At 57.5% G+C, this 20,821-nt stretch carries 23 protein-coding genes; 7 read left to right on the forward strand and 16 right to left on the reverse strand.

What is annotated here, in order from left to right:
* Positions 1-26: 26 nt before the first annotated feature.
* Positions 27-956 carry a LysR family transcriptional regulator gene (locus tag KW828_RS01855; protein ID WP_218334737.1) on the reverse strand — a complete coding sequence of 310 codons (930 nt, stop codon included), beginning with the start codon at positions 954-956 and terminating at the stop codon, positions 27-29.
* Positions 957-1,064: 108 nt separating this feature from the next.
* On the opposite strand from KW828_RS01855, the gene KW828_RS01860 reads away from it, so the two are divergent.
* Complete coding sequence (locus KW828_RS01860) at positions 1,065-2,276, forward strand: MFS transporter (RefSeq protein ID WP_218334738.1); 1,212 nt, start codon at positions 1,065-1,067, stop codon at positions 2,274-2,276.
* A gap of 56 nt (positions 2,277-2,332) precedes the next feature.
* Here KW828_RS01860 and flgL read toward each other — a convergent pair whose 3' ends face one another.
* The 11 genes from flgL to flgB all read right to left on the reverse strand — a co-directional run bounded on the left by flgL (position 2,333) and on the right by flgB (position 12,334).
* Positions 2,333-3,286 (reverse strand): flagellar hook-associated protein FlgL, encoded by a 954-nt coding sequence (gene flgL, locus KW828_RS01865; RefSeq protein WP_218335351.1) that lies wholly within the window; start codon positions 3,284-3,286, stop codon positions 2,333-2,335.
* A gap of 14 nt (positions 3,287-3,300) precedes the next feature.
* Positions 3,301-4,944, reverse strand: a complete 1,644-nt coding sequence (flgK, locus tag KW828_RS01870; protein ID WP_218334739.1) for a flagellar hook-associated protein FlgK — start codon at positions 4,942-4,944, stop codon at positions 3,301-3,303.
* A 75-nt stretch (positions 4,945-5,019) separates the two neighbouring features.
* Complete coding sequence (gene flgJ / locus KW828_RS01875; protein ID WP_218334740.1) at positions 5,020-5,976, reverse strand: flagellar assembly peptidoglycan hydrolase FlgJ; 957 nt, start codon at positions 5,974-5,976, stop codon at positions 5,020-5,022.
* Positions 5,976-7,073, reverse strand: coding sequence for a flagellar basal body P-ring protein FlgI (locus tag KW828_RS01880; protein ID WP_218334741.1), 1,098 nt, complete (start codon positions 7,071-7,073; stop codon positions 5,976-5,978). Before KW828_RS01880 ends, flgJ begins: the two co-directional genes overlap by 1 nt.
* Before the next feature lie 12 nt (positions 7,074-7,085).
* Entirely contained in the window at positions 7,086-7,784 is a 699-nt protein-coding gene (locus tag KW828_RS01885) for a flagellar basal body L-ring protein FlgH (protein ID WP_218334742.1), read from the reverse strand.
* 56 nt (positions 7,785-7,840) lie between these two features.
* Positions 7,841-8,623 carry a flagellar basal-body rod protein FlgG gene (flgG, locus tag KW828_RS01890; protein WP_072568145.1) on the reverse strand — a complete coding sequence of 261 codons (783 nt, stop codon included), beginning with the start codon at positions 8,621-8,623 and terminating at the stop codon, positions 7,841-7,843.
* Between the two features lie 140 nt (positions 8,624-8,763).
* Complete coding sequence (locus KW828_RS01895) at positions 8,764-9,519, reverse strand: flagellar basal body rod protein FlgF (RefSeq protein ID WP_218334743.1); 756 nt, start codon at positions 9,517-9,519, stop codon at positions 8,764-8,766.
* Positions 9,520-9,539: 20 nt separating this feature from the next.
* Complete coding sequence (gene flgE / locus KW828_RS01900) at positions 9,540-10,793, reverse strand: flagellar hook protein FlgE (protein WP_218334744.1); 1,254 nt, start codon at positions 10,791-10,793, stop codon at positions 9,540-9,542.
* Between the two features lie 24 nt (positions 10,794-10,817).
* Positions 10,818-11,498 (reverse strand): flagellar hook assembly protein FlgD, encoded by a 681-nt coding sequence (gene flgD, locus KW828_RS01905; protein ID WP_218334745.1) that lies wholly within the window; start codon positions 11,496-11,498, stop codon positions 10,818-10,820.
* A gap of 11 nt (positions 11,499-11,509) precedes the next feature.
* Positions 11,510-11,914 carry a flagellar basal body rod protein FlgC gene (gene flgC / locus KW828_RS01910; protein ID WP_129362053.1) on the reverse strand — a complete coding sequence of 135 codons (405 nt, stop codon included), beginning with the start codon at positions 11,912-11,914 and terminating at the stop codon, positions 11,510-11,512.
* A gap of 3 nt (positions 11,915-11,917) precedes the next feature.
* Positions 11,918-12,334 carry a flagellar basal body rod protein FlgB gene (flgB, locus tag KW828_RS01915; protein ID WP_088219660.1) on the reverse strand — a complete coding sequence of 139 codons (417 nt, stop codon included), beginning with the start codon at positions 12,332-12,334 and terminating at the stop codon, positions 11,918-11,920.
* A gap of 172 nt (positions 12,335-12,506) precedes the next feature.
* On the opposite strand from flgB, the gene flgA reads away from it, so the two are divergent.
* The 3 genes from flgA to flgN all read left to right on the forward strand — a co-directional run bounded on the left by flgA (position 12,507) and on the right by flgN (position 13,980).
* Complete coding sequence (gene flgA / locus KW828_RS01920; RefSeq protein ID WP_218334746.1) at positions 12,507-13,166, forward strand: flagellar basal body P-ring formation chaperone FlgA; 660 nt, start codon at positions 12,507-12,509, stop codon at positions 13,164-13,166.
* Positions 13,167-13,259: 93 nt separating this feature from the next.
* Positions 13,260-13,553, forward strand: a complete 294-nt coding sequence (flgM, locus tag KW828_RS01925; RefSeq protein WP_218334747.1) for a flagellar biosynthesis anti-sigma factor FlgM — start codon at positions 13,260-13,262, stop codon at positions 13,551-13,553.
* 4 nt (positions 13,554-13,557) lie between these two features.
* The gene (gene flgN, locus KW828_RS01930; RefSeq protein WP_218334748.1) at positions 13,558-13,980 is read left to right on the forward strand and encodes a flagella biosynthesis chaperone FlgN; all 423 of its coding nucleotides are present in this window, start codon (positions 13,558-13,560) and stop codon (positions 13,978-13,980) included.
* Positions 13,981-14,054: 74 nt separating this feature from the next.
* Here flgN and murJ read toward each other — a convergent pair whose 3' ends face one another.
* The 4 genes from murJ to rimJ form a co-directional block, all read right to left on the reverse strand.
* Positions 14,055-15,590 carry a murein biosynthesis integral membrane protein MurJ gene (gene murJ / locus KW828_RS01935; protein WP_218334749.1) on the reverse strand — a complete coding sequence of 512 codons (1,536 nt, stop codon included), beginning with the start codon at positions 15,588-15,590 and terminating at the stop codon, positions 14,055-14,057.
* 114 nt (positions 15,591-15,704) lie between these two features.
* Positions 15,705-16,628 (reverse strand): Gfo/Idh/MocA family protein, encoded by a 924-nt coding sequence (locus KW828_RS01940; protein WP_218334750.1) that lies wholly within the window; start codon positions 16,626-16,628, stop codon positions 15,705-15,707.
* Position 16,629: 1 nt separating this feature from the next.
* A complete protein-coding gene (locus KW828_RS01945) occupies positions 16,630-17,277 on the reverse strand; it encodes a YceH family protein (protein WP_218334751.1) in 648 nt (215 codons plus the stop codon).
* A gap of 9 nt (positions 17,278-17,286) precedes the next feature.
* Positions 17,287-17,871, reverse strand: a complete 585-nt coding sequence (rimJ, locus tag KW828_RS01950; RefSeq protein WP_218334752.1) for a ribosomal protein S5-alanine N-acetyltransferase — start codon at positions 17,869-17,871, stop codon at positions 17,287-17,289.
* 232 nt (positions 17,872-18,103) lie between these two features.
* Here rimJ and mdtH point away from each other — a divergent pair, with 232 nt between their 5' ends.
* From mdtH to KW828_RS01965, 3 genes are all read left to right on the forward strand, one after another.
* On the forward strand, positions 18,104-19,312 hold the full coding sequence (gene mdtH / locus KW828_RS01955) for a multidrug efflux MFS transporter MdtH (RefSeq protein WP_218334753.1): 1,209 nt from the start codon (positions 18,104-18,106) through the stop codon (positions 19,310-19,312).
* 64 nt (positions 19,313-19,376) lie between these two features.
* Positions 19,377-20,024 (forward strand): glutaredoxin 2, encoded by a 648-nt coding sequence (grxB, locus tag KW828_RS01960; protein WP_218334754.1) that lies wholly within the window; start codon positions 19,377-19,379, stop codon positions 20,022-20,024.
* 126 nt (positions 20,025-20,150) lie between these two features.
* Complete coding sequence (locus tag KW828_RS01965; RefSeq protein WP_218334755.1) at positions 20,151-20,711, forward strand: lipoprotein; 561 nt, start codon at positions 20,151-20,153, stop codon at positions 20,709-20,711.
* The last annotated feature ends 110 nt before the right edge of the window (positions 20,712-20,821 follow it).

The following is a 20,821-nucleotide window of genomic DNA, read 5'->3' on the forward strand; positions in this document are numbered from 1 at the left end:
TGTCTCACGTAGCAGAATTATCCCGCTTACCCACCCGGCACGCGCATTCCCGCCACCCCCGGCATGACATCACGCATCAGGGCTAAAAACGCCCGCAAACGCGCCGGATAATAACGCGCCCAGGGATAAACCAGGTGCACCGGCAAGGGGGCAGGCTGCCAGTCGGGTAGCAGCTCCACCAGCCGCCCGGTGCGGATGTCCTCTTCCACCGTCCAGCCAGACACCACCGCCGCCCCCAGCCCGGTCAGGGCGGTATTACGCGTGGCATAGAGACTGTCGGTATACAGTCTTGGCGTAATAGAAATATGCTCCACCACGCCCTGTCGATCAGCCAGCACCACTTCATGCTGATAAAAGGTGCTAAGTGCTATCCATGGCAACGCAGCCAGCTGTTGCGGGGTCTGCACTGGCGGATACTGTGCCAGTAACGCGGGCGCGGCAACCACCCGACGGGGGACTTCCGCCAGCAGGACGGACACCGTAGCCGGATCCACCTCGGCCCCGACGCGGATCGCGCAATCAATATTATCGCTGAGAAAATCGACGCTCTTATCGTTCAGAAACCACTCCACCGACAGCTTCGGGTGCTGCTGCAAAAACTGCGTCAGCGGCGCCAGCAGTTGCTCCTGACCAAAGGCATGAGGCGCACGCACCCGCAGCATCCCCACCGGCTCATCTCCGGCGAGGCTTAGCTCATCTTCCAGCGTCGTCCAGGCATCGATGACATGTTTGGCATGCTGATAGCAGCGTTCCCCGTCATCGGTCAGCTTCATGGCATGAGTGGTGCGCAGTAACAGTTTTGCGCCCAGCAGCGTTTCCAGCGACTGCAGACGGCGGCTGACGGTGGCCTGCGTGGTATCCAGTTGGCGGGCCGCGGCGGAAAGCGAGCCGCTCTCGACGATGCGCACAAAGGTCCGCATCAGATCCACCCGGTCTATACGTTCTGCGCGTTTCATGGCCTTTATACCTATACGTTTAACGTATAACCGTTTTACCACTGCGCGGGCTACCGTGCCACCTCACAATCGGGAAAAATGGCCCTACACCTTATTGAGGAAACGAATATGAACGGTCATGCTCCCCTTTTTGACGTCCCACGCTGGTTAATCTTCATACTTGCTCTCGGCGCGGGCTTTAGCGTTGCGGCGATCTACTACGCGCAGCCTCTGCTGCCGCTGATGGGCAGCGACCTGCATCTCACCATCAACGGTATGGGGCTGGTGCCGACGCTGACCCAGGCAGGTTATGCGCTGGGGATTTTGTTCCTGCTGCCACTGGGTGACCGTCACGATCGCCGTACCCTGATCCTGCTAAAAAGCGGTGCGCTGGCGGTGTTATTGCTGGCCTGTAGCCTCGCCTCCGGGCTGAACACACTGCTGCTGGTCAGCCTGCTGATCGGCATGGCCGCCACCATGGCGCAGGATATTGTTCCCGCCGCCGCCATCCTCGCGCCGGAAGGGAAACAGGGCAAAACCGTCGGCACCGTGATGACCGGCCTGCTGCTGGGGATCCTGCTGTCCCGTACCGTCAGCGGCGTTGTCGGTGCGGCCTTTGGCTGGCGGGTGATGTACCAGCTTGCCGCGGCCAGCATTGCGTTTATTGGCGTGGTGATGTGGTGTGTACTGCCGCGTTTTGCTGTGCATTCAACCCTGAGCTATCCGGCGCTGATGAAATCCATGGCGCACCTGTGGCAGCGCTACCCGACGTTGCGCCGTGCGGCGCTGGCGCAGGGGTTCCTGTCTGTTTCGTTCAGCGCGTTCTGGTCTACGCTGGCGGTGATGCTGCTGGAGCACTATCACCTTGGCAGTGCGGTGGCGGGCACCTTTGGTATCGCCGGGGCCGCCGGTGCGTTAGCCGCGCCGCTGGCCGGGGGGCTGGCAGATAAAGTGGGTGCCGCGCGGGTTACCCAGTTAGGCGCCCTGCTGGTCACCCTCGCCTTTGCCCTGATGTTTGTCATGCCGCAGCTATCCACCGAAGCACAATTAGCGGTCATCGCCCTGTCGGCCATTGGTTTTGACTTAGGTTTGCAGTCAAGCCTGGTGGCGCACCAGAATCTGGTGTACAGCCTGGAGCCGAAGGCCCGCGGCCGACTGAATGCCCTGCTGTTTACCGTGGTGTTTATCGGGATGGCGGCAGGTTCGGCAATCGGCAGTAAAGTGTACTCCATGGCCGGCTGGCCTGCCGTGGTCGCGCTCGCCACCGTCTGCGGCGCCATCGCACTGGCGATTCGCTTAAGCGCCGGGGCTACCCGCACGCAGATCCAGACGCAGCCGTAAAACGGCAAAAAAAAGCCCGCGCTCATGACAGCGCGGGCTTTTTTGCATAACTGCTCTTAGCGGTTCATCTGGAATAACGACATACCCTGCATATCGCTAAAGGTTTTATACGACGCCTGCAGTGCGGCCTGTTTCATGGTGTAGGACGAAATCGCCGAACTCCAGTCCACGTCCACCAGCGCGCTCATCTGCGACGATAAACCTAATTTACGATCGCTGCCCAGTGAATCCAGTTTATCCAGCTCATCGAGCTGCGTACCCACTTCCGCGCGCACGCTTAACACGTTGTTCAGCGAGTTGCGCAGACCGCGGTTGGTTTTATCCAGCGCTTCTTTAGCGGTGGCCTGAGCGGTTTCATCGCCGCTGACCGGCGTTTTCAGGGCGGCAATCGCGGTATCCAGCATTTTAAACAGGTTGGTTTCCTGGGTAGATCCCGGAGGTTCAGCTACAGCATTGCCCGTTAAACTATTGAAAACCTGCTTACCAGTATGAGCGATGGTCATGGTACGGGCAGCGTCAACCTGCTGGCTGATCGACTCATCACCGCCATCATACAGGCCGGTGGCGGCGTCAAACGCCGGTTTATCGGTCTTGTAGCCGGCAAAAATATAACGACCATTGCCGTCGGTGCTGTTCGCCAGGTTCATCAGCTGATCGCGGATCCCCTGCAAATCGGTCGCCAGCGATGCCCGGTCATCATCACTTAAGGAGTCATTGCCGGCGTTGATAACTTTGGTCTGGGCGGAGGTAATAGCTGTTGCTACCTGACCCAGAATGTTATCTTCCAGCGAAATTTTCTGCGATGCAAAGGTACGGGCCAGCGCGTACTGGTTGTTCTGCGCCTGCGCCTGAGAAACCACAACCGCCTGCGATGCCGCGATCGGATCGTCCGACGGACGGTTCACACGCTGCTCGGTGGACATTTGCTCGCCGTACTTCAGCCATTCACTCTGCGAGTTGGTAATGCCCCGCATGTTCTGGTCATACATCATCTGGGTACTAATACGCATCATTCACCTCTTACTTAGCGTATGTTCAGCAACGCATCAAACAGCGTGCTGGCTGTCTGCAATACCTGTGCGTTGGCGAGATAATATTGCTGGTAGCGTTGCAGGTTGCCGTACTCTTCATCAAGGTTGACGCCAGAAATGGACTGCTGCTGATTGCTTAACTGCGTCACTACGTTGTTCTGGGTGGTGCTGCTGGTTTTCAGCGTCGCGGTGCTGCTGCCAACGGTACTGACCAGCGAGGCGTAAGCATCGTTAAAGGTTTTGTTGCCGCCCACCACTTTGCTTTTTTGCAGATCCAGCAGCGCCTGACCGTTACGGTTATCGCTGGCGCCGCCATCGGCGGTTTGCGCAAGGGCGATTTTGGATTCGTCGGTGATCGCCAGCTTCATGTTAACGATGGCATTGGTTACCGGTTTGACAGTGAAACTGTCGTTAACCGCTGCGGTACCGCTCACGTTGATCTTCAGACCATCAAAGTTCAGCGTGCCATCGGTGGTGTCCGGGGTAACGTTAAACGCGGTGTTATCGGACAGCCGCGTTACCTGCCAGCCAGTGCTGGTGTATGCCACTTTATAATCGGTAGCCTGCACTTTGGTGCTGTCGCTGACCGTCGGGTTCAACGTCGTGCCGGTAGTATTCTTGCTGTTGCTCAGCGCCGTCGGGCTGCCGATGTTAAAGAAATCGGTACCCGCATCGCCATTCCCGTCAAAACCGGCTTTATGCTGAGTGTTGAACGCATCTGCAAAGCTCAGCGCCAGCTGTCCCAGCGTGTTGCGGGTCTGATCGAGATTGGTGGACCGGAAGGTCAGCAGCCCACCCAGTGAACCGCTGGTGAGCAGTTTTTCCGGGATCTCAACGTTGCCCGCGGTGGCATCAACGTAAGCGACAGTGGTACGTGCCGGATCGGCGGAAGACGGCACAGCGGCCAGCTGACGGGAATTGCTGCCCTGCACCAGCGTATAGCCGTTCGCCATCGTCAGGTTATAGGTGCCGCCATCCTGCACGCTCACTTCCACACCGACAATCTTGTTCAGCTCGCTGACCAGCTGGTCGCGCTGATCGAGTAGATCATTAGGCGATGCGCCCGCACCCACGCCGGTCAGACGGGAAATCTGATCGTTAAGGGTGGCGATCTGCGTGGTGTAATTATTGATTTGATCGACGCTGGAGGTAATAGACAGGTTAACCTGCTTATCCTGGTCGCGCAGATATTCATCGGTAACCTTGAACTGGTTCACCAGGCCATCGGCTTTACCCAGCAGCGTCTGACGGGCAGCCGGATCTTCGGCATTGCTGGTCAGCGTCTGTAAGCTGGTGAAGAAATCCTGCAGCGTTGCCGACAGCGTGTTGGTTTTCCCGGAGAGCATATCGTCAATTTTTGACATCTGCTGATAGCGCGTGGTCAGGCCGCTGCTCTGGGTTTGCGCTGCGCGCAACTGGTTAGTGATGAACGAATCGTATTCACGCTGGACGCCCGACACATACACGCCGTTGCCACTCCAGCCGCCCGCGCCCAGCGTACTGTTCGCTGCCGCAAGGACCGTCGTCTGACGGGTATAGCCCGCCACGTTATAACTGGAGATGTTATTACTGGCGGTATTCAGTGCAGCCTGAGCTGCGGTAAGCCCGCTCATGGCGCTGTTGATCAAGCTGGACATGGAGGTTCCTTATAAACTGTCAGACATGAATCCTGATAGAGATTATCGGCAACGCCTTTCTGAACTTGAGAGGTTTCAGAACAGATTTTCAATATCGTTGCTGTACGCTTTGCTCACCTTCTCACCCATCGCTTTCATCTGCTGGATCATGCCGGTCAGTTTGCGGGCATAGTTCGGATCGGTGGCATACCCGGCGCTTTGCAACGCCTGTGCGCCCTGCTCAGCGGTGGCCGCGGTGGTCACGGCGGCATAGCGCGGATTGCGGGTCAGCACGCCCACATAATCCGACAGCGCCTCCAGATACGAGCTGTAAACGCGGAACTTCGCTTTCACCTTTTTCGCTTCACCGTTTTCGAATTCGGTGGTGGTGATTTCCGTCACCGGCCCTTTCCAGTTGGAGGTGGCCTTCACGCCGAAGATATTGAAGCTCGGCTCGCCGTTTTCACGACGGATCTGCCGCTGGCCCCAGCCGGATTCCAGCGCCGCCTGGGCGAGGATCAGGTGATGCGGCACGCCGCTTTGCTGGCTGGCAAGACGCGCCGGCAGCGAAAGCTGTGCGAGGAAGTCTTTGCTGTCGCCGGTCAGCGGCTCGTCGTTGACGTCCGGCGCTTTCGGCATGGCCTTGCGCACCATCTGCGTCAGGGCCTGGTTTTGATAGGTGGTGACCGTTTCCAGCGGGAATTTCATTGGCACCTGATCCGGTTCCGATGCCGTCGGCTGTGCAGCCTGCTCGCCGCCCATCTGTTTGACCATCATATCGGCAAGGCCAAGGCCTTTGCCGGCGGTCATCTGCTGGGCGATTTGCTGGTCATACATGCTGGTGTACATGCGCGAGGAGTCGCTGCTGAACAGGCCGTCTTTCGGCAAGGCTTCACGCATGCTTTTGAGCATCATCTGTACAAACATCCCTTCCACCTGGCGGGCCACGGGGCGAAGGTTCGCCGCAGGATCCTGCCCGGCTTTGGATTTCAGTTCATTCAGCGATTGCGCATCCCATGCCGCGCTCGCCGCCAGTCGGCTGTCGGTCAACATTAGATGATTTCCAGTTTCGCGCGCAGGCAACCCGCGCTTTCCATTGATTGCAGGATGGACATCAGATCCATCGGCGTTGCGCCCAGCGCATTCAGTGCACGCACCACGCTGTTCAGGTTGGCACTGGAGCGTACGCTTTGCAGCGCACCACCGCTCTGGCGCAGATCGATTTGCGTCTGCGGCGTCACCACCGTCTGACCGCCGCCAAACGGCGTATCCGGCTGGCTGACGTTCGCCTGACGGTTTACGGTCACGGAGAGGTTACCCTGCGCTACCGCACAGCTGTCGAGGGTCACTTCGCGGTTCATCACCACGGATCCGGTACGCGAGTTGATAACAATCTTCGCGTCCTGCGGCGTCATGCTGATTTCCATGTTCTGAATATCCGCCAGGAAGCGCACCTGTGAACTGTTGCCCGCCGGTACGCGGATCTGCACGGTCCGGGCATCCAGCGCCGTCGCGCTGCCGTAGCCACGGGAGCGGTTAATGGTGTCGGTGATCTGCTGCGCGAGGGTGAAATCTTCGTTATTCAGTTGCAGGTTAATGGTATTGCCCGCGCCGAACTGGCTCGGCAGTTCACGCTCAACCACCGCGCCGCCGGTAATGCGCCCGCCGTTCAGCTGGTTCACCTGCACGCTGCTGCCACCGGCCGCTGCACCGGCGCCGCCGACCAGCACGTTACCCTGTGCCAGCGCATACACCTGGCTGTCCACGCCTTTCAGCGGGGTCATCACCAGCGTACCGCCACGTAAGCTTTTGGCGTTACCGAGCGATGACACCACCACATCGATGTTCTGCCCCTGACGGGCAAACGGCGGCAACTGCGCGGTGACCATCACGGCCGCCACGTTTTTCAGCTGCATGTTGGTGCCCGGCGGGACGGTGATGCCCATCTGCGAGAGCATGTTGTTCAGGCTCTGGGTGGTGAACGGCGTCTGGGTCGTCTGGTCACCCGTCCCATCCAGACCCACTACCAGCCCGTAGCCGATTAAGGAGTTTTGTCGTACGCCCTGTACGCTGGTGAGATCCCGGATACGCTCCGCCTGGGCAAAAGTTGCCACCAGCACCAGCGCTATACCAAGCAGAGATTTAAACATGGGATACCTCAGTTACATCGGCGATAAATTAAGGAAGAAACGCTGCAGCCAGCCCATATTCTGCGCTTCGTTTATGTAGCCATTGCCCACATATTCGATACGCGCGTCTGCCACCTGGGTAGACGGAACCGAGTTACTGCCGCTGATGGTGCGTGGGTTCACGACACCAGAGAAGCGGATGAATTCAGTACCCTGATTGATGGCGATCTGTTTTTCACCCACAACGTGTAAATTGCCATTGACCAGTACCTGATCGACGGTGACGGTTAACGTGCCGCTAAAGGTATTGCTGGCGTTAGCGCCGCCTTTGCCGTTAAAGCTGTTGCTGCCGTCCGCATCAACATCCGCACGGGCGTTACCGAATAAACCTTGCAGATAGCGAGGGGCGGTATCGACGCCGAAGCTGGTTTTGCCGTCACGGCTGGCATTCGCTGAGGAGCTTTTGCTGGCGCTGACGTTTTCCGCCAGCACGATGGTCAGCGTATCGCCAACGTTACGTGGACGTCGGTCCTCAAACAGCGGCTGGTAGCCGTAGTTCACAGGCTGCGCCGTCTGATAAATAGAGCCATTCACAATCGGGGCCGGGCCAGGCGTCGGTTGTGCGGTGGTCGCCCCTTGCACCAGCGGTGTCGAAGGGATCAAAGCACACCCACTAAGGGACGTAGCCAGCAGAGCCAGAAGCGGATAACGAAACGCGGCGGTTTTGTACATTGCTTTCATCTTCAAAAACAGGGTGCCGGTGCAGGGTTACCGCACCGGATCACGCCTTAGAGTTGCGTCAGTTTTTGCAGCATCTGATCGGTCGTCGATACGGCTTTACTGTTAATTTCATACGCGCGCTGAACCTGGATCATGTTCACCAGCTCTTCCGCCACGTTGACGTTAGAGGTTTCAACATAACCCTGATACAGCAGACCCGCGCCGTTGAGGCCTGGCGTGGTGTCATTTGGCGCGCCAGAGGACTGGGTTTCGGTGTAGAGGTTCTCACCAATACTTTCCAGACCGGTGTCGTTCATGAAGGTTGTCAGGTTAAGCTGACCGACCTGCACCGGCGCAGCCTGGCCCTGTTGAGTCACGCTGACCACACCGTCACGGCCAATGGTGATGCTCAGGGAGTTTGCCGGAATGGTGATCGCAGGCTGAACCTGGAAACCACCCGCCGTCACTAACTGACCATTCTGATCGACCTGGAACGAACCATCGCGCGTATAGGCGGCGGTTCCATCCGGCAGCATCACCTGGAAGAAACCCTGGCCTTTGATCGCCACGTCTTTGCTGTTGTTGGTCTGCGACAGGTTACCCTGGCTGTGCAGGCGCTCAGTGGCGACCGGACGTACACCGGTACCAATCTGCAAGCCTGACGGCAGCGTCGTCTGTTCGGAGGATTGCGCCCCCGGCTGACGAATGGTCTGGTAGAGCAAGTCTTCAAAGACCGCGCGCTGACGCTTAAAACCGTTAGTGCTGACGTTTGCCAGGTTGTTGGCGATAACGTCCATATTGGTTTGCTGGGCATCAAGGCCGGTCTTGGCAATCCATAATGAGTTGATCATGGGTGTTCCTGTTTATACCCCAAATAATTCGCGTTGCAGGAAGGCGGCAACTGAGCGAATCCCCAGGAGCTTACATAAGTAAGTGACTGGGGTGAACGAAGGCAGCCAACGCACCTGCAACGTGAAGAATGAAGGGGTTATTAGCTCATTGACAACAGTGAGTTAGCCCGCTGGTCGTTTTCGTCAACGCTGCTGATCACCTTCATTTGCATCTCAAAACGCCGCGCGCTGGCGATCATGTCGGCCATTGCCGCTACCGGTTTCACGTTACTGCCTTCCAGCACGCCGGACATCACACGGATGGTCGGGTCGGCCTGTAAGGTCGCGCCGCGGGTCGCCTGCGCCGCCTGGCTTAAACGGAACATCCCGTCGTCACCACGCACCACTTCGCTGCCTTCGGCTTTCACCAGCTTCAGACGGCCAATGGGTGAAATGGTATTCGGCGGATCGCCCGGCGTCAGCGCCGATACGGTGCCGTCGGCAGCGATGGTGATCTCCGCGCCTTCCGGCACGGCAATCGGGCCACCGTCGCCCATGACCGGATTACCCTGGATAGTCAGCTGACCTGCCGGGTTGACCTGCATGTTACCGTTACGGGTATACCCTTCGGTCCCGTCCGGTGTCTGCACCGCCAGCCAGCCATCCTGCTGCAACGCCACATCCAGCGGACGCGACGTGTAGTCGAGTTGACCTTGCGTCATGTCAGCACCCGGCGTGGACGCCGTCACCAGCGTACGCGTCGGCAGTGACAAACCTTCAACCGGTACGGCACGCAGCGCATTCAACTGCGCGCGAAAACCCGGTGTTGACGCGTTGGCGAGGTTGCTGGCGGTAACAGACTGCTGATTGAGCGTCTGACTTGCCGCGCCCATCGCGGTATATATTGCGTGATCCATGAAGCCATCCCGTCAGACGTTTAGCGCAGGTTAACCAGCGTGTTGAGGATCTGATCCTGAGTTTTGATGGTCTGCGCGTTCGACTGATAGTTACGCTGCGCGACGATCATGTTCACCAGCTCTTTACTCAGGTCAACGTTCGAGGACTCCAGCGCACCGTTAGTCAGGGAACCGAAGTTACCGGTGCCTGCGGTACCCAGCAGCGCCACACCGGATGCGCCGGAGGCGGACCAGACGTTGTCACCTTCAGACTGCAGGCCTTCATTGTTGGCAAAGTTCGCCAGCACGATCTGACCTAACAGCTGGGTCTGTTCGTTGGAGTAGTTACCTACCACAGTGCCGTCATCGTTGATCTGGTAGCTCACCAGGTCGCCCGGCTTGTAACCGTTCTGGCTGGTCGCCACGATGTTGTTAGAACCGGTGTTCTGCTGCATGGAGTTCAGGAAGCTCAGCGAGAAGGTCGCCGGGACCGCACCGTTCAGCGTACCGGTGGTCACGTTGATTTCTTTTGGCCATGGTGCAGCCGGCGGTACCGGTACGGCGGTGTTGGCCGCCGGGCTAACACCCTGCAGGTTACCGTTGGTATCGAAACGCAAGAAACCCGCAGACGTCGGCGTGCCACCCGCAGAGGAATCCTGCGTGTACACCTGCCAGGTATTGTCTGAGTTTTTGACGTAATACAGGTTCATGTCATGCGCATTACCCTGAGAGTCAAATACCGTCACCGATCCTTTTTTGTTATAGGAATCGGCGTTAGTCGGATCAAAGGTTCCCACGGTAGGCAGTTTGTCAGACGAGTTCAGGTTGATCTGCATCGCCGCAGTGGTGGTGGTTTTCGCCGACATCAGCGTATTCGGCACGGAGATCGCCGTCGGGTTCGCACCCTGCTGAATGGTTGGCGGCGTACCGGTTGCCGGGTAGCCGGTCAGTTGCAGACCCTGCATGTTAACGATGTTACGATCGGAATCCAGTTTGAACTGTCCGTTACGGCTGTAATAAACCGAACCGTTGTTGTCCACCAGACGGAAGAAACCGTTCTGGCTGATTGCCACGTCCAGGCCGCGACCGGTATTGGTCGTGGTACCGTCGGTAAAGTCCTGGGTAATGCCCGCAACTTTTACGCCCAGACCAACTTTAGAACCAGCAAACATGTCAGCGAAGGACGCAGCGCCAGATTTAAAGCCGTAAGTGGCGGAGTTGGCGATGTTGTTACCGATGACATCGAGGTTGGTGGCCGCAGCATTCAGGCCGCTGACCGCTTGTGAAAAGGCCATGTCTTACTCCTGATAAATGAAGGCTTAGATAATCTGCCGTACTTCGTCGAGTGTGGTGGTACCGTAAGTACCCAAATCTAATAAGTTGCCGTTGCTGCCGCGGGTAACACCCTGCACCAGCGCAAACTGTAAGGGTTGTGCAACCAGCTGCGTTGCACCATTGCTGGCGTTGATCGCCACGTTATAAGAACCGTCCGGCGCTGCCGTACCGTCGGTCAGCTTGCCATCCCAGCTAAAGCTGTGAACGCCCGCTTTCAGCGCGCCAATCTCGATGGTGCGCACCACCACGCCGTTTTTATCCTTGATGGTGGCGGTGACTTTCTCGGCAGCCTGCTGGAGTTCCACGCCAAACGGCGTGGTGGTTTCTTTACCCGCCAGCACCGTGGTACCGGGGATCATGACGCCATGACCGATGAGCGTACTGGCCTGCAATGAGGCGCTGTTATTGAGCTGACCGGAGATCGAGCCGAGCGTGGTATTCAGCTTTTCAATCCCGCTCACGGTGCTGATTTGCGCCAGCTGCGTGGTCAGTTCGTTGTTCTGCATCGGATTGGTCGGATCCTGGTTTTTCAGCTGTGCGACCAGCAGCGTTAAAAAGCTGCCCTGTAAATCTTCTGCTTTATTACCGGTGAGTGAACTGTTGCCCGTAAGGGCCGACGTACCGGTGGCGCTGGAAGTGTCATTAACATTGACGGAAACAGACATGCCTTGCTCCTTTACTGGCCGAGTGTAAGGGTCTTGAGCATCATGCTCTTGACGGTGTTAAGCACTTCGACGTTGGCCTGGTAGCTGCGGGAGGCGGACATGGAGTTGACCATTTCCCCTACCACATCCACGTTCGGCATACGCACGTACCCTTTTGCATCTGCAAGGGGGTTGCCCGGCTCATACACCAGTTTGTCCGGGGCCTGGCTTTCAATCACCTCGGACACTTTCACCCCACCCGTGGCCGCGCCCGGAGCCGCATCCACCTGAAATACCACCTGCTTTGCGCGGTAAGGCTGACCATCCGGTCCGGTCACGCTGTCGGCGTTGGCCAGGTTACTGGCCGCCACGTTCAGACGTTTGGACTGGGCGGTCATCGCTGAACCGGCAATATCAAAAATGTTCAGTAACGCCATCTATTAATTCCCCCCCTGCAATACGCTCATCATGCCTTTGATTTGCCCACCCAGAACGGTCAGGCCGGTCTGGTACTTCAGGGTGTTATCGGCGAATTGTGTACGTTCACGGTCCATATCCACGGTGTTGCCGTCCATGGAAGGCTGGTCCGGGATGCGGTACAGCAAATCGGCAGATGGCGCTGTCATTGCCTGAGCCGGAATATGGCGGGCAGAGGTTAGCTCCAGCGCAACGCCGGTAGATTCAGCACGACCGCGTTCCATCACCTTTTTGAGTTCACTGCTGAAATCCATATCGCGCGCCTGATACCCTGGGGTATCGGCGTTGGCAATGTTCGCCGCCAGAACTTCCTGGCGCTGCGCGCGCAGATTTAACGCTTCCTGTTGAAAACGTAGCGCGGCATCGAGTTTATCGAGCATGTCTCCCCCGCTGATGACATTACGCTGATGATAAATTGACAGGTGACAGCTTAAAGGGCGTTGTCCATGCGTCATCGTCTGAATAAGCGCAAAATGCGTCGCTATTTATTGCGTTGATAGATTTGTTGTGCGGGTAGAATCTCGTCATTCTTTAAACAGGCAGGAGTCTGCGATGAACAACCTGAAAGGCGGTTTAGCCGCGACCTTACTGTTTTTAAGTCCGTCGTTGCTGGCGGCCGATCTCAATGCGCAGCTGACGGCGTTCTTCGCCCAGCGTCTGGCGGGCTTTAGCGATGATGTGGTGGTGAAGATCCGCAGCGCACCGAATCTGCTGCCAGCCTGCGAGCAACCGGCGCTCAGCGTGGCGGGCAGTGCTAAACTGTGGGGTAACGTCAACGTGCTGGCGCAATGCGCTAATGAAAAACGTTACGTGCAGGTGCAGGTGCAGGCGACGGGTAACTATGTGGTTGCCGCGCAGCCCATTACCCGGGGCAGTACGCTGCAACCGGGCAACGTCACCCTGACCCGCGGTCGTCTCGATCAATTACCGCCGCGCACCATGCTGGATATTAATCAGGCGCAGGATGCGGTAAGTTTACGCGATGTCGCGCCAGGCCAGGCGATCCAGCTGTCGATGCTGCGTCAGGCGTGGCGTATTAAAGCCGGTCAAAAAGTGCAGGTTATCGCGCAGGGTGACGGCTTTAGCGTTAACGGTGAAGGTCAGGCCATGAATAACGCAGCCGTCGCGCAAAGCGCCAGGGTTCGCATGGCGTCAGGCCAGGTGGTGAGCGGGATGGTCGGTCCTGATGGGAATATTCTTATTAATCTATAATTCTTTAAAGAATTTGCGGCATCTGCCGATAAATAATCAACATATGATGAATGGCAGGCGCCTGCGCCGCAAAACCTCGATGAGGACCACACTATGAGCATTGATCGTACATCGCCCCTGAAGCCGGTGAACACTGTCCAACAGCGCGAAAGTAACGAGACTCAGGCACCAAAAGCGCGTCTGGAAAAAACCGTAACCGCTAACAGCACTAACGTGACCATCAGCAGCGCCCAGGCGCGTCTGGTTCAGTCCGGTAACGACGATATTAATGTAGAGCGCGTAGAAAGCCTGAAAGCCGCGATCCGCAATGGCGAGCTGAAAATGGACACCGGCAAAATTGCCGATGCGCTGATTCAGGAAGCACAGAGTTTCTTACAGAGTAAATAAGCGTATGAGCCAACTGTCAGAAATACTGGATAAAATGACAGTTATCCTGAACGATCTGAAGACCGTGATGGATGCTGAGCAACAGCAACTTTCCGCAGGCCACTTCAATGGCAGCGCGTTACAGCGCATTACGGAAGAAAAGAGCTCGTTGCTCGCCACGCTGGATTATCTGGAGCAACAGCGCCGTGCTGAGCAGAATGCCAGACGCGCGTCGAATGATGATGTTGCAGAGCGCTGGCAGTCCATCACCGCGAAAACCGAGCATTTGCGCGATCTCAATCAGCACAACGGCTGGTTGCTTGAAGGCCAGATTATCCGTAACCAGCAAGCGCTCGAGGTGCTCAAACCGCATCAGGAGCCAGGGTTATACGGGGCCAACGGACAGACGTCCTCTACGATGCGCGGCGGCAAGAAGATTTCTATCTAATCGTTACCCCAGGCGTGACGGTTACAGGCAGGGAGTCCATGGACTCCCTGTTGTTGTTTCTTTTTTTCAGTGATCTAGGCCGTTTTACGGGCAAACTCTTTCACCTTAAAGCCCAGTGCCGCAAGCGTGGCGAAATACGCGATGACGCCGACCACCACGACCGCCAGCAGACGCAGCAGCCGCCAGACCATGGTGCCCTGCGACCATTCCGGCATCACCATCATCATGCCCACCAGTGCCGCTGACATCACCACCACCGCTACCACCAGACGCAGCAGAAAGCGCGTCCAGCCCGGCTGCGGCGTAAAGATGTTCTGCTTACGCAGTTGCCAGTAGAGCAACGACGCATTCAGGCATGCGCCCAGACCAATCGACAGCGACAGACCGGCGTGTTTCAGCGGGCCGATAAACATCAGGTTCATCACCTGAGTCATGATCAGCGTGACGATAGCGATTTTTACCGGCGTTTTAATGTCCTGGCGGGAGTAGAAGCCCGGTGCCAGCACTTTCACGACGATAAGCCCCATCAGCCCCACAGAATAGGCCACCAGCGCGCGCTGGGTCATCAGCGCATCGAAGGCGTTAAATTTACCGTACTGGAATAATGACACGGTGAGCGGTTTCGCCAGAATCCCCAGCGCCACCGCGCTCGGCAGCGCCAGCAGGAAACACAGACGCAGGCCCCAGTCCATCAGACGGCAGTATTCATCATGATTGCCGCTGGCAAAACTTCTCGACAGCGACGGCAGCAAAATAGTGCCGAGCGCCACGCCCAGCACCCCGGACGGAAACTCCATCAGGCGGTCGGCGTAGTACATCCAGGAGACGGAGCCGGAGACCAGGAACGAGGCGAAAATGGTATTGATGATCAGCGAAATCTGGCTTACCGAAACGCCGAGAATAGCCGGACCCATTTGTTTGACCACCCGCATCGCCCCGGCATCGCGCAGGTTAATGCGCGGCAGCACCAGCATGCCGATTTTTTTCAGGTGCGGCAGTTGATAGAGCAGTTGCAGCACGCCCCCCACGGTGACGGCCCACGCCAGCGCCAGCACCGGCGGGTTAAAATACGGCGCGGCAAAGAGCGCAAAGCCGATCATGCTGACGTTTAACAGCGTCGGCGCAAACGCCGGTACGGAAAAACGGTTCCAGGTATTGAGGATCGCCCCTGCCAGCGAGGCCAGCGAGATCAGCAGAATATACGGGAAGGTGATGGTTAACAGCTTTGAGGTGAGGGCAAATTTGTCGGCGGTATCGGCAAAGCCCGGTGCGGTCACCATGATCACCCAGGGTGCCGCCAGCATCCCCAGCACGGTCACGACCGCCAGCGCCAGCGTCAGCAGGCCGGACACATAGGAAACAAACACGCGGGTGGCATCCTCGCCCTGCTTGCTTTTGTATTCCGCGAGGATCGGCACAAAGGCCTGGGAAAACGCGCCTTCGGCAAAAATACGGCGCAGCAGGTTAGGTAATTTGAACGCCACGAAAAAGGCATCGGTGGCCATCCCGGCCCCAAAAACACGCGCCACAATGGCGTCCCGCGCAAATCCCAGCACGCGGGAAAACATGGTCATTGAGCTGACGGCGGCCAGCGATTTTAATAAATTCATTACGTTGTTCGTCCACAACCTGACGGCAAAACGCCTGCATAGCAGGCGTCGGGGGGTATGGCGGGTAGTCTACCTGGATTGCGGTGAAATACTACCGGCTTATGTTACGGGCGGTTACTCCACCATCGCGTCGCGCCACAGCTTTTCAATGACACGTTGCGCCAGTACGGCCTGTTCACCGGCGGTTTCGGGAACCGTCTGATTTTGCACGCATTCGATAAAATGACGGGCGCAGCCCACGAAACCACGCTGCTCCAGCGTGCTCTGCCAGCCGGGTACCGGGCGGATAATCACCCCCTGCCCGTGCTCTTCGCGCCAGTCGCGCATATCGGTAACGTCATACAGCCCGCCGTCGGTCACCGCCTGCACGGACTCGCGCTGGCTTCCGGCGCGACGATGCATGCTGGTGGTGATCTGCAACTGATCGCGGCTGAAGTGATGCTCCGCATAACACATCTGCCCGTCGTCATTGGTGTGCAGCACGCCGCCCTGCAACTGCGCCGGGCCACCTGCCAGCCAGAGCGCGGTATCCACGACATGCAGATAATCATCAAGCAGCGTAAAACGCAGATCGTGCGGGCCAACGCTGTCGGTGCGATGCTTGTCCATCCGCAGCGACGCACCGGTTTGCAGCCGGGTTTTCAGATCGCGGTATAAGGGCGCAAAGCGGCGGTTAAAACCGACCATCAGCGTCAGCTTTTTGCGCGCGGCCAGATCCACCAGCCGTTCGGCATCCGCAAGATTATCCGCCAGCGGTTTATCGACGCAGACGTGCACCCCGGCGTTTAACAGCTCGCTGACCACCGCATAGTGTGACGCGGTTGAAGTATGCACAAAGACCGCATCGCACTGGCTGGCAAGATGCGCCAGCGAGTCGGCATAGGGCAGACGCCAGCTTTCACATACTGGCAGCGCTTTTTCCCGCGTCGGTGACCAGGCCGCCTGTAGCGTCCAGTCGGTCGCCGCTGCCAGTACCGGCAGCCAGGCTTTTTGCGCAATGCCGCCAAGCCCCACCACCCCAATTCGTAATCGGCTCACCTTAATCTCCCAAATGTGCGAGTAATGAATCCAGACGCTGTTTCAGTTCAGCGACGTCGTTTTCCAGTGCCTCCACGCGGGCCGTTAAACCGTCGCTGGACGGCTCCGCCTGCGGTGGTGCGCTGGCGTCACCTTCAACATCACCGCTAAACAGATGCATAAAGCGGCTCTCCCGTTTGCCCGGTTCGCGTTCCAGACGCACCACGAACGGCCCGTCTTCACGGCTGGCGAGCGTCTCCAGTGTCGACTCCACTTCCGCCATATCAGTAAACTCATGCATCCTGGCAGCGCGCATGCGCAGTTCACCCGGCGTTTGTGCACCGCGCAACAGCAGCGTAGTGACCAGCGCCAGTTCTGCCGGGCTGAATTTGAGATTGCCAAATTCAGAGTTGCAAAAGCGCTGCTCATATTTGGTAACGCGATTGCCGAAACCGCTGACGGTGCGCAGAAAGTGGCGTTTCACCAGTTCATCGAGCAGATCCTGTACGGTGTTATCGTCCAGCGACATCACCGGCTCGCGGTTGGTTTTCTGATTGCAGGCGGTGACCACGGCATTCAGCGACAGCGGGTACTGTTCGGGGGTGGTGACCTGTTTTTCCAGCAGGCAACCGATCACCCGCGCTTCCTGTGCCGTCAGTAAATACTTCATTTTTTCTCCTTAACGACCCGCGGTCCAGTCTGAGGTGGTTAACGCCGTCAGCACATGGTCGCGCCACTGTCCGTCGATTAACAGATAAGCTTTGGCGTAGCCTTCTTTTTCAAAACCGAGACGCGCCAGCAAATCGCCGCTGCGTTTATTGTGCGGCATGTAATTGGCCATGATGCGGTGCATGTGCTGAGTGCGCTGCATGTAGCGGATCGCCGCACTCAACGCTTCGAACATCAGCCCTTGCCCCTGCCATTTCTGGCCAATGGAGTAGCCGAGATAGCAGGCATGAAATGAACCGCGCACGACGTTGGAAAAGTTCGCCACGCCGATAATTTCTTTTTCGTCAGGATCGAGCAGCGCAAAATAGAAGGCGCTGCCCTGCTTATGGAATTCGTTGATCATGCCGAGGCGCGCCTGCCAGCCAGACGGATAGCAATGGCTGTCATCGCGGATCGGCTCCCAGGGTTTAAGAAACTGGCGATTTTCCGCGTAATAATCGGCCAGTCGCCAGGCATCACGCTCATGCACCAGACGCACCACCAGGCGGTCTGTCGTCAGGCGTGCTTTGGGTACGTTACTGCGATAGCCAAACATTAATCACCACTCCTTCCGCTCACGTCTTGTTACCCCTTTTTCTTAACTATACCTGTGCAACGCCACTCTGTGAAAACAGCAACATACCATTTTCTGCGCCGGAAGGGATTTTCGATGAAGGTCCTCAATCAAGATGGTGGTTTGATGAAAAAATATTGTCGCCGCAGCGGGTGGGAAAACGCCGCGCCACCCCGCAGAATAAGCAGGTGATTTTTTGTTCCCCGGAGGGGAGATGTCCCGCGTATCGCAGGCACGGCGCCTGGGTAAATATTTCCTGTTGATTGACAATATGCTGGTGGTGCTGGGCTTCTTTGTCGTCTTCCCGCTTATTTCCATTCGTTTCGTCGATCAGCTCGGCTGGGCCGCGCTGATGGTGGGTATTGCCCTCGGCCTGCGTCAGTTTGTGCAACAGGGGCTGGGGATCTTCGGCGGTGCGGTGGCAGACCGCTTTGGCGCAAGGCCAATGATCGTCACCGGTATGCTGCTGCGTGCCGCCGGCTTTGCCGCCATGGCGGTGGCGCACGAGCCGTGGCTGCTGTGGCTCTCCTGTATTCTGTCGGGACTGGGTGGCACGTTGTTCGACCCGCCGCGCTCGGCGCTGGTGGTGAAGCTGGTACGCCCTCGCCAGCGCGGTCGTTTTTTCTCGCTGCTGATGATGCAGGACAGCGCTGGCGCAGTGATCGGCGCGCTGCTTGGCAGCTGGCTTTTGCAGTACGATTTCCAGCTGGTGTGCGCCACCGGCGCGGTATTGTTTATTCTTTGCGCCGGATTTAACGCCTGGCTGCTGCCGGACTGGAAGCTGTCGACCGTGAAAACCCCGGTGCGCGAGGGGATGCAGCGGGTGCTGCGCGATAAACGCTTTGTCGCCTACGTGCTGACGCTGACCGGGTATTACATGCTGGCGGTACAGGTGATGCTGATGCTGCCGATCATGGTGAACGACATCGCCGGCTCCCCTGCCGCCGTCAAATGGATGTATGCCATTGAAGCGAGCCTGTCGCTGACCCTGCTCTACCCGCTTGCCCGCTGGAGCGAAAAACGTTTTCGTCTTGAGCACCGCCTGATGGCCGGACTGCTGCTGATGTCCTTCAGCCTGTTACCGATTGGCATGGTCGGCACGCTGCAACAGCTATTTATGCTGATTTGTCTGTTTTATCTCGGCGCGATTATTGCCGAACCGGCGCGGGAAACCCTGGGGGCAGAACTGGCCGATGCCAGGGCGCGGGGCAGCTATATGGGCTTTAGCCGGTTGGGTCTGGCCTTTGGCGGCGCGCTGGGCTATGCGGGCGGCGGCTGGCTGTTCGACGCCGGAAAAATGTCGGCACAACCTGAATTGCCCTGGGTGATGCTGGCGCTTATCGGTCTTGTTACCTTCTTTGCGCTGTGGTGGCAGTTCAGCCATAAACGCTCCCGCTCAGAGGTGCCTGAGCCAGGCATTTGATTTGAAAGCCGCATTTTTCTCTTCCATACTGAATGTGAGGACCACAATCATCTGGAGGAGAAACGTGAAGCTCTATATCTACGATCACTGTCCGTTCTGTCTTAAAGCCCGCATGATTTTCGGCCTGAAGAATCTCCCCGTCGAACTGAACGTGTTGCTCAACGATGACGAAGCCACGCCCGTGCGTATGATTGGTCAGAAAATGGCGCCGATCCTGCAAAAGGATGACAGCCGCTACCTGCCGGAAAGCATGGACATCGTTCATTATGTTGATCAGCTTGACCATCAACCGCTGCTCACCGGGGCGCAAAACCCGGCCATTGCCGACTGGCTGCGGAAGGTGAATGGCTATGTGAATCGCCTGCTGATCCCGCGCTTTGCCAAATCCCCCTTTGATGAGTTTGCCACGCCGGAAGCCCGCGCGTATTTTGTGGCAAAAAAAGAGGCGGCGATGGGTGATTTTGCCGACCATCTCGCCCACTCCGCCGGGCTAATTAAGAACATCAGCGACGATTTGAGGGCGCTGGATAAACTGATCGTCAAGCCCAATGCCGTCAACGGCGAGCTATCCGACGATGACATTCATCTCTTCCCCCTGCTGCGTAACCTGACGCTGGTGGCTGGCATTACCTGGCCGACCCGCGTGGCGGATTACCGCGACAATATGGCCAAACAGACGCAGATTAATCTGCTCTCTTCCATGGCAATCTGAGTGTAACGAGACGGGTGCGAAAGCGCCCGTCCTGCTTTTCGGCGTTTTCTGCTGGTGTGTGCTGCGCTGGTGCGTGATGCTTCTTTGTGTCACGATTAACGGACGGGTGTCATGTTGAGGAAGCCGATGAAGAAGATAGTCTTAGCCGCTACGCTGATGGTATGCGGTTTACTGGCCGGGTGTAACCCGTTAACCCAGTACACAGTGAATGAGCAGGAAATCAACCAGGCGCTACAGAAGCGCAATGATTTCTCCCGCGATATTGGCGTTCCTGGCGTCGCCGACGCGCACATTGTCCTGCGTAATCTGAACAGCGCGATTGGGCGCGAGGAACCGAATAAAGTCACCCTGACCGGCGATGCCAATCTGGATATGACCTCCCTGTTCGGCAATCAAAAAGCCACTATTGCGCTGAAGCTCAAGGCGCTGCCGGTGTTCAACAAAGAGAAAGGCGCAATCTATCTGCAGGAGATGGAAGTGGTTGACGCCACCGTTACGCCACAAAAAATGCAGAGCGTCCTCCAGACCCTGATGCCCTATCTCAACCAGTCGCTGCGCAACTATTTTAATCAGCAACCGGCCTATGTGCTGAGAGAAGACAGCAGCAAAGGCGAAGCGCTGGCGAAGAAATTTGCCAAGGGTATAGAAGTGAAACCCGGCGAAATTGTCATTCCCTTCACCAATTAATCCTGGGGCGCGCGGCGCCCTTTTTTACGCCTGACGCATGGAAAAGGGATGCAAACGAAAACGTTTACGCCTATCCTTTGTGCCCGGCATAAAACCAGCCATCACTGACT

This window comes from Enterobacter sp. ENT03 (genome assembly GCF_019218745.1).
GTDB lineage: Bacteria > Pseudomonadota > Gammaproteobacteria > Enterobacterales > Enterobacteriaceae > Enterobacter_D.

Excerpts from the sequence above, each read along its gene's own strand:
- KW828_RS01855 (WP_218334737.1), bottom strand. The coding sequence starts at position 956 with ATGAAACGCGCAGAACGTATAGACCGGGTGGATCTGATGCGGACCTTT.
- KW828_RS01860 (WP_218334738.1), top strand. The coding sequence starts at position 1,065 with ATGAACGGTCATGCTCCCCTTTTTGACGTCCCACGCTGGTTAATCTTC.
- flgL (WP_218335351.1), bottom strand. The coding sequence starts at position 3,286 with ATGCGTATTAGTACCCAGATGATGTATGACCAGAACATGCGGGGCATT.
- flgK (WP_218334739.1), bottom strand. The coding sequence starts at position 4,944 with ATGTCCAGCTTGATCAACAGCGCCATGAGCGGGCTTACCGCAGCTCAG.
- flgJ (WP_218334740.1), bottom strand. The coding sequence starts at position 5,976 with ATGTTGACCGACAGCCGACTGGCGGCGAGCGCGGCATGGGATGCGCAA.
- KW828_RS01880 (WP_218334741.1), bottom strand. The coding sequence starts at position 7,073 with ATGTTTAAATCTCTGCTTGGTATAGCGCTGGTGCTGGTGGCAACTTTT.
- KW828_RS01885 (WP_218334742.1), bottom strand. The coding sequence starts at position 7,784 with ATGTACAAAACCGCCGCGTTTCGTTATCCGCTTCTGGCTCTGCTGGCT.
- flgG (WP_072568145.1), bottom strand. The coding sequence starts at position 8,623 with ATGATCAACTCATTATGGATTGCCAAGACCGGCCTTGATGCCCAGCAA.
- KW828_RS01895 (WP_218334743.1), bottom strand. The coding sequence starts at position 9,519 with ATGGATCACGCAATATATACCGCGATGGGCGCGGCAAGTCAGACGCTC.
- flgE (WP_218334744.1), bottom strand. The coding sequence starts at position 10,793 with ATGGCCTTTTCACAAGCGGTCAGCGGCCTGAATGCTGCGGCCACCAAC.
- flgD (WP_218334745.1), bottom strand. The coding sequence starts at position 11,498 with ATGTCTGTTTCCGTCAATGTTAATGACACTTCCAGCGCCACCGGTACG.
- flgC (WP_129362053.1), bottom strand. The coding sequence starts at position 11,914 with ATGGCGTTACTGAACATTTTTGATATTGCCGGTTCAGCGATGACCGCC.
- flgB (WP_088219660.1), bottom strand. The coding sequence starts at position 12,334 with ATGCTCGATAAACTCGATGCCGCGCTACGTTTTCAACAGGAAGCGTTA.
- flgA (WP_218334746.1), top strand. The coding sequence starts at position 12,507 with ATGAACAACCTGAAAGGCGGTTTAGCCGCGACCTTACTGTTTTTAAGT.
- flgM (WP_218334747.1), top strand. The coding sequence starts at position 13,260 with ATGAGCATTGATCGTACATCGCCCCTGAAGCCGGTGAACACTGTCCAA.
- flgN (WP_218334748.1), top strand. The coding sequence starts at position 13,558 with ATGAGCCAACTGTCAGAAATACTGGATAAAATGACAGTTATCCTGAAC.
- murJ (WP_218334749.1), bottom strand. The coding sequence starts at position 15,590 with ATGAATTTATTAAAATCGCTGGCCGCCGTCAGCTCAATGACCATGTTT.
- KW828_RS01945 (WP_218334751.1), bottom strand. The coding sequence starts at position 17,277 with ATGAAGTATTTACTGACGGCACAGGAAGCGCGGGTGATCGGTTGCCTG.
- rimJ (WP_218334752.1), bottom strand. The coding sequence starts at position 17,871 with ATGTTTGGCTATCGCAGTAACGTACCCAAAGCACGCCTGACGACAGAC.
- mdtH (WP_218334753.1), top strand. The coding sequence starts at position 18,104 with ATGTCCCGCGTATCGCAGGCACGGCGCCTGGGTAAATATTTCCTGTTG.
- KW828_RS01965 (WP_218334755.1), top strand. The coding sequence starts at position 20,151 with ATGAAGAAGATAGTCTTAGCCGCTACGCTGATGGTATGCGGTTTACTG.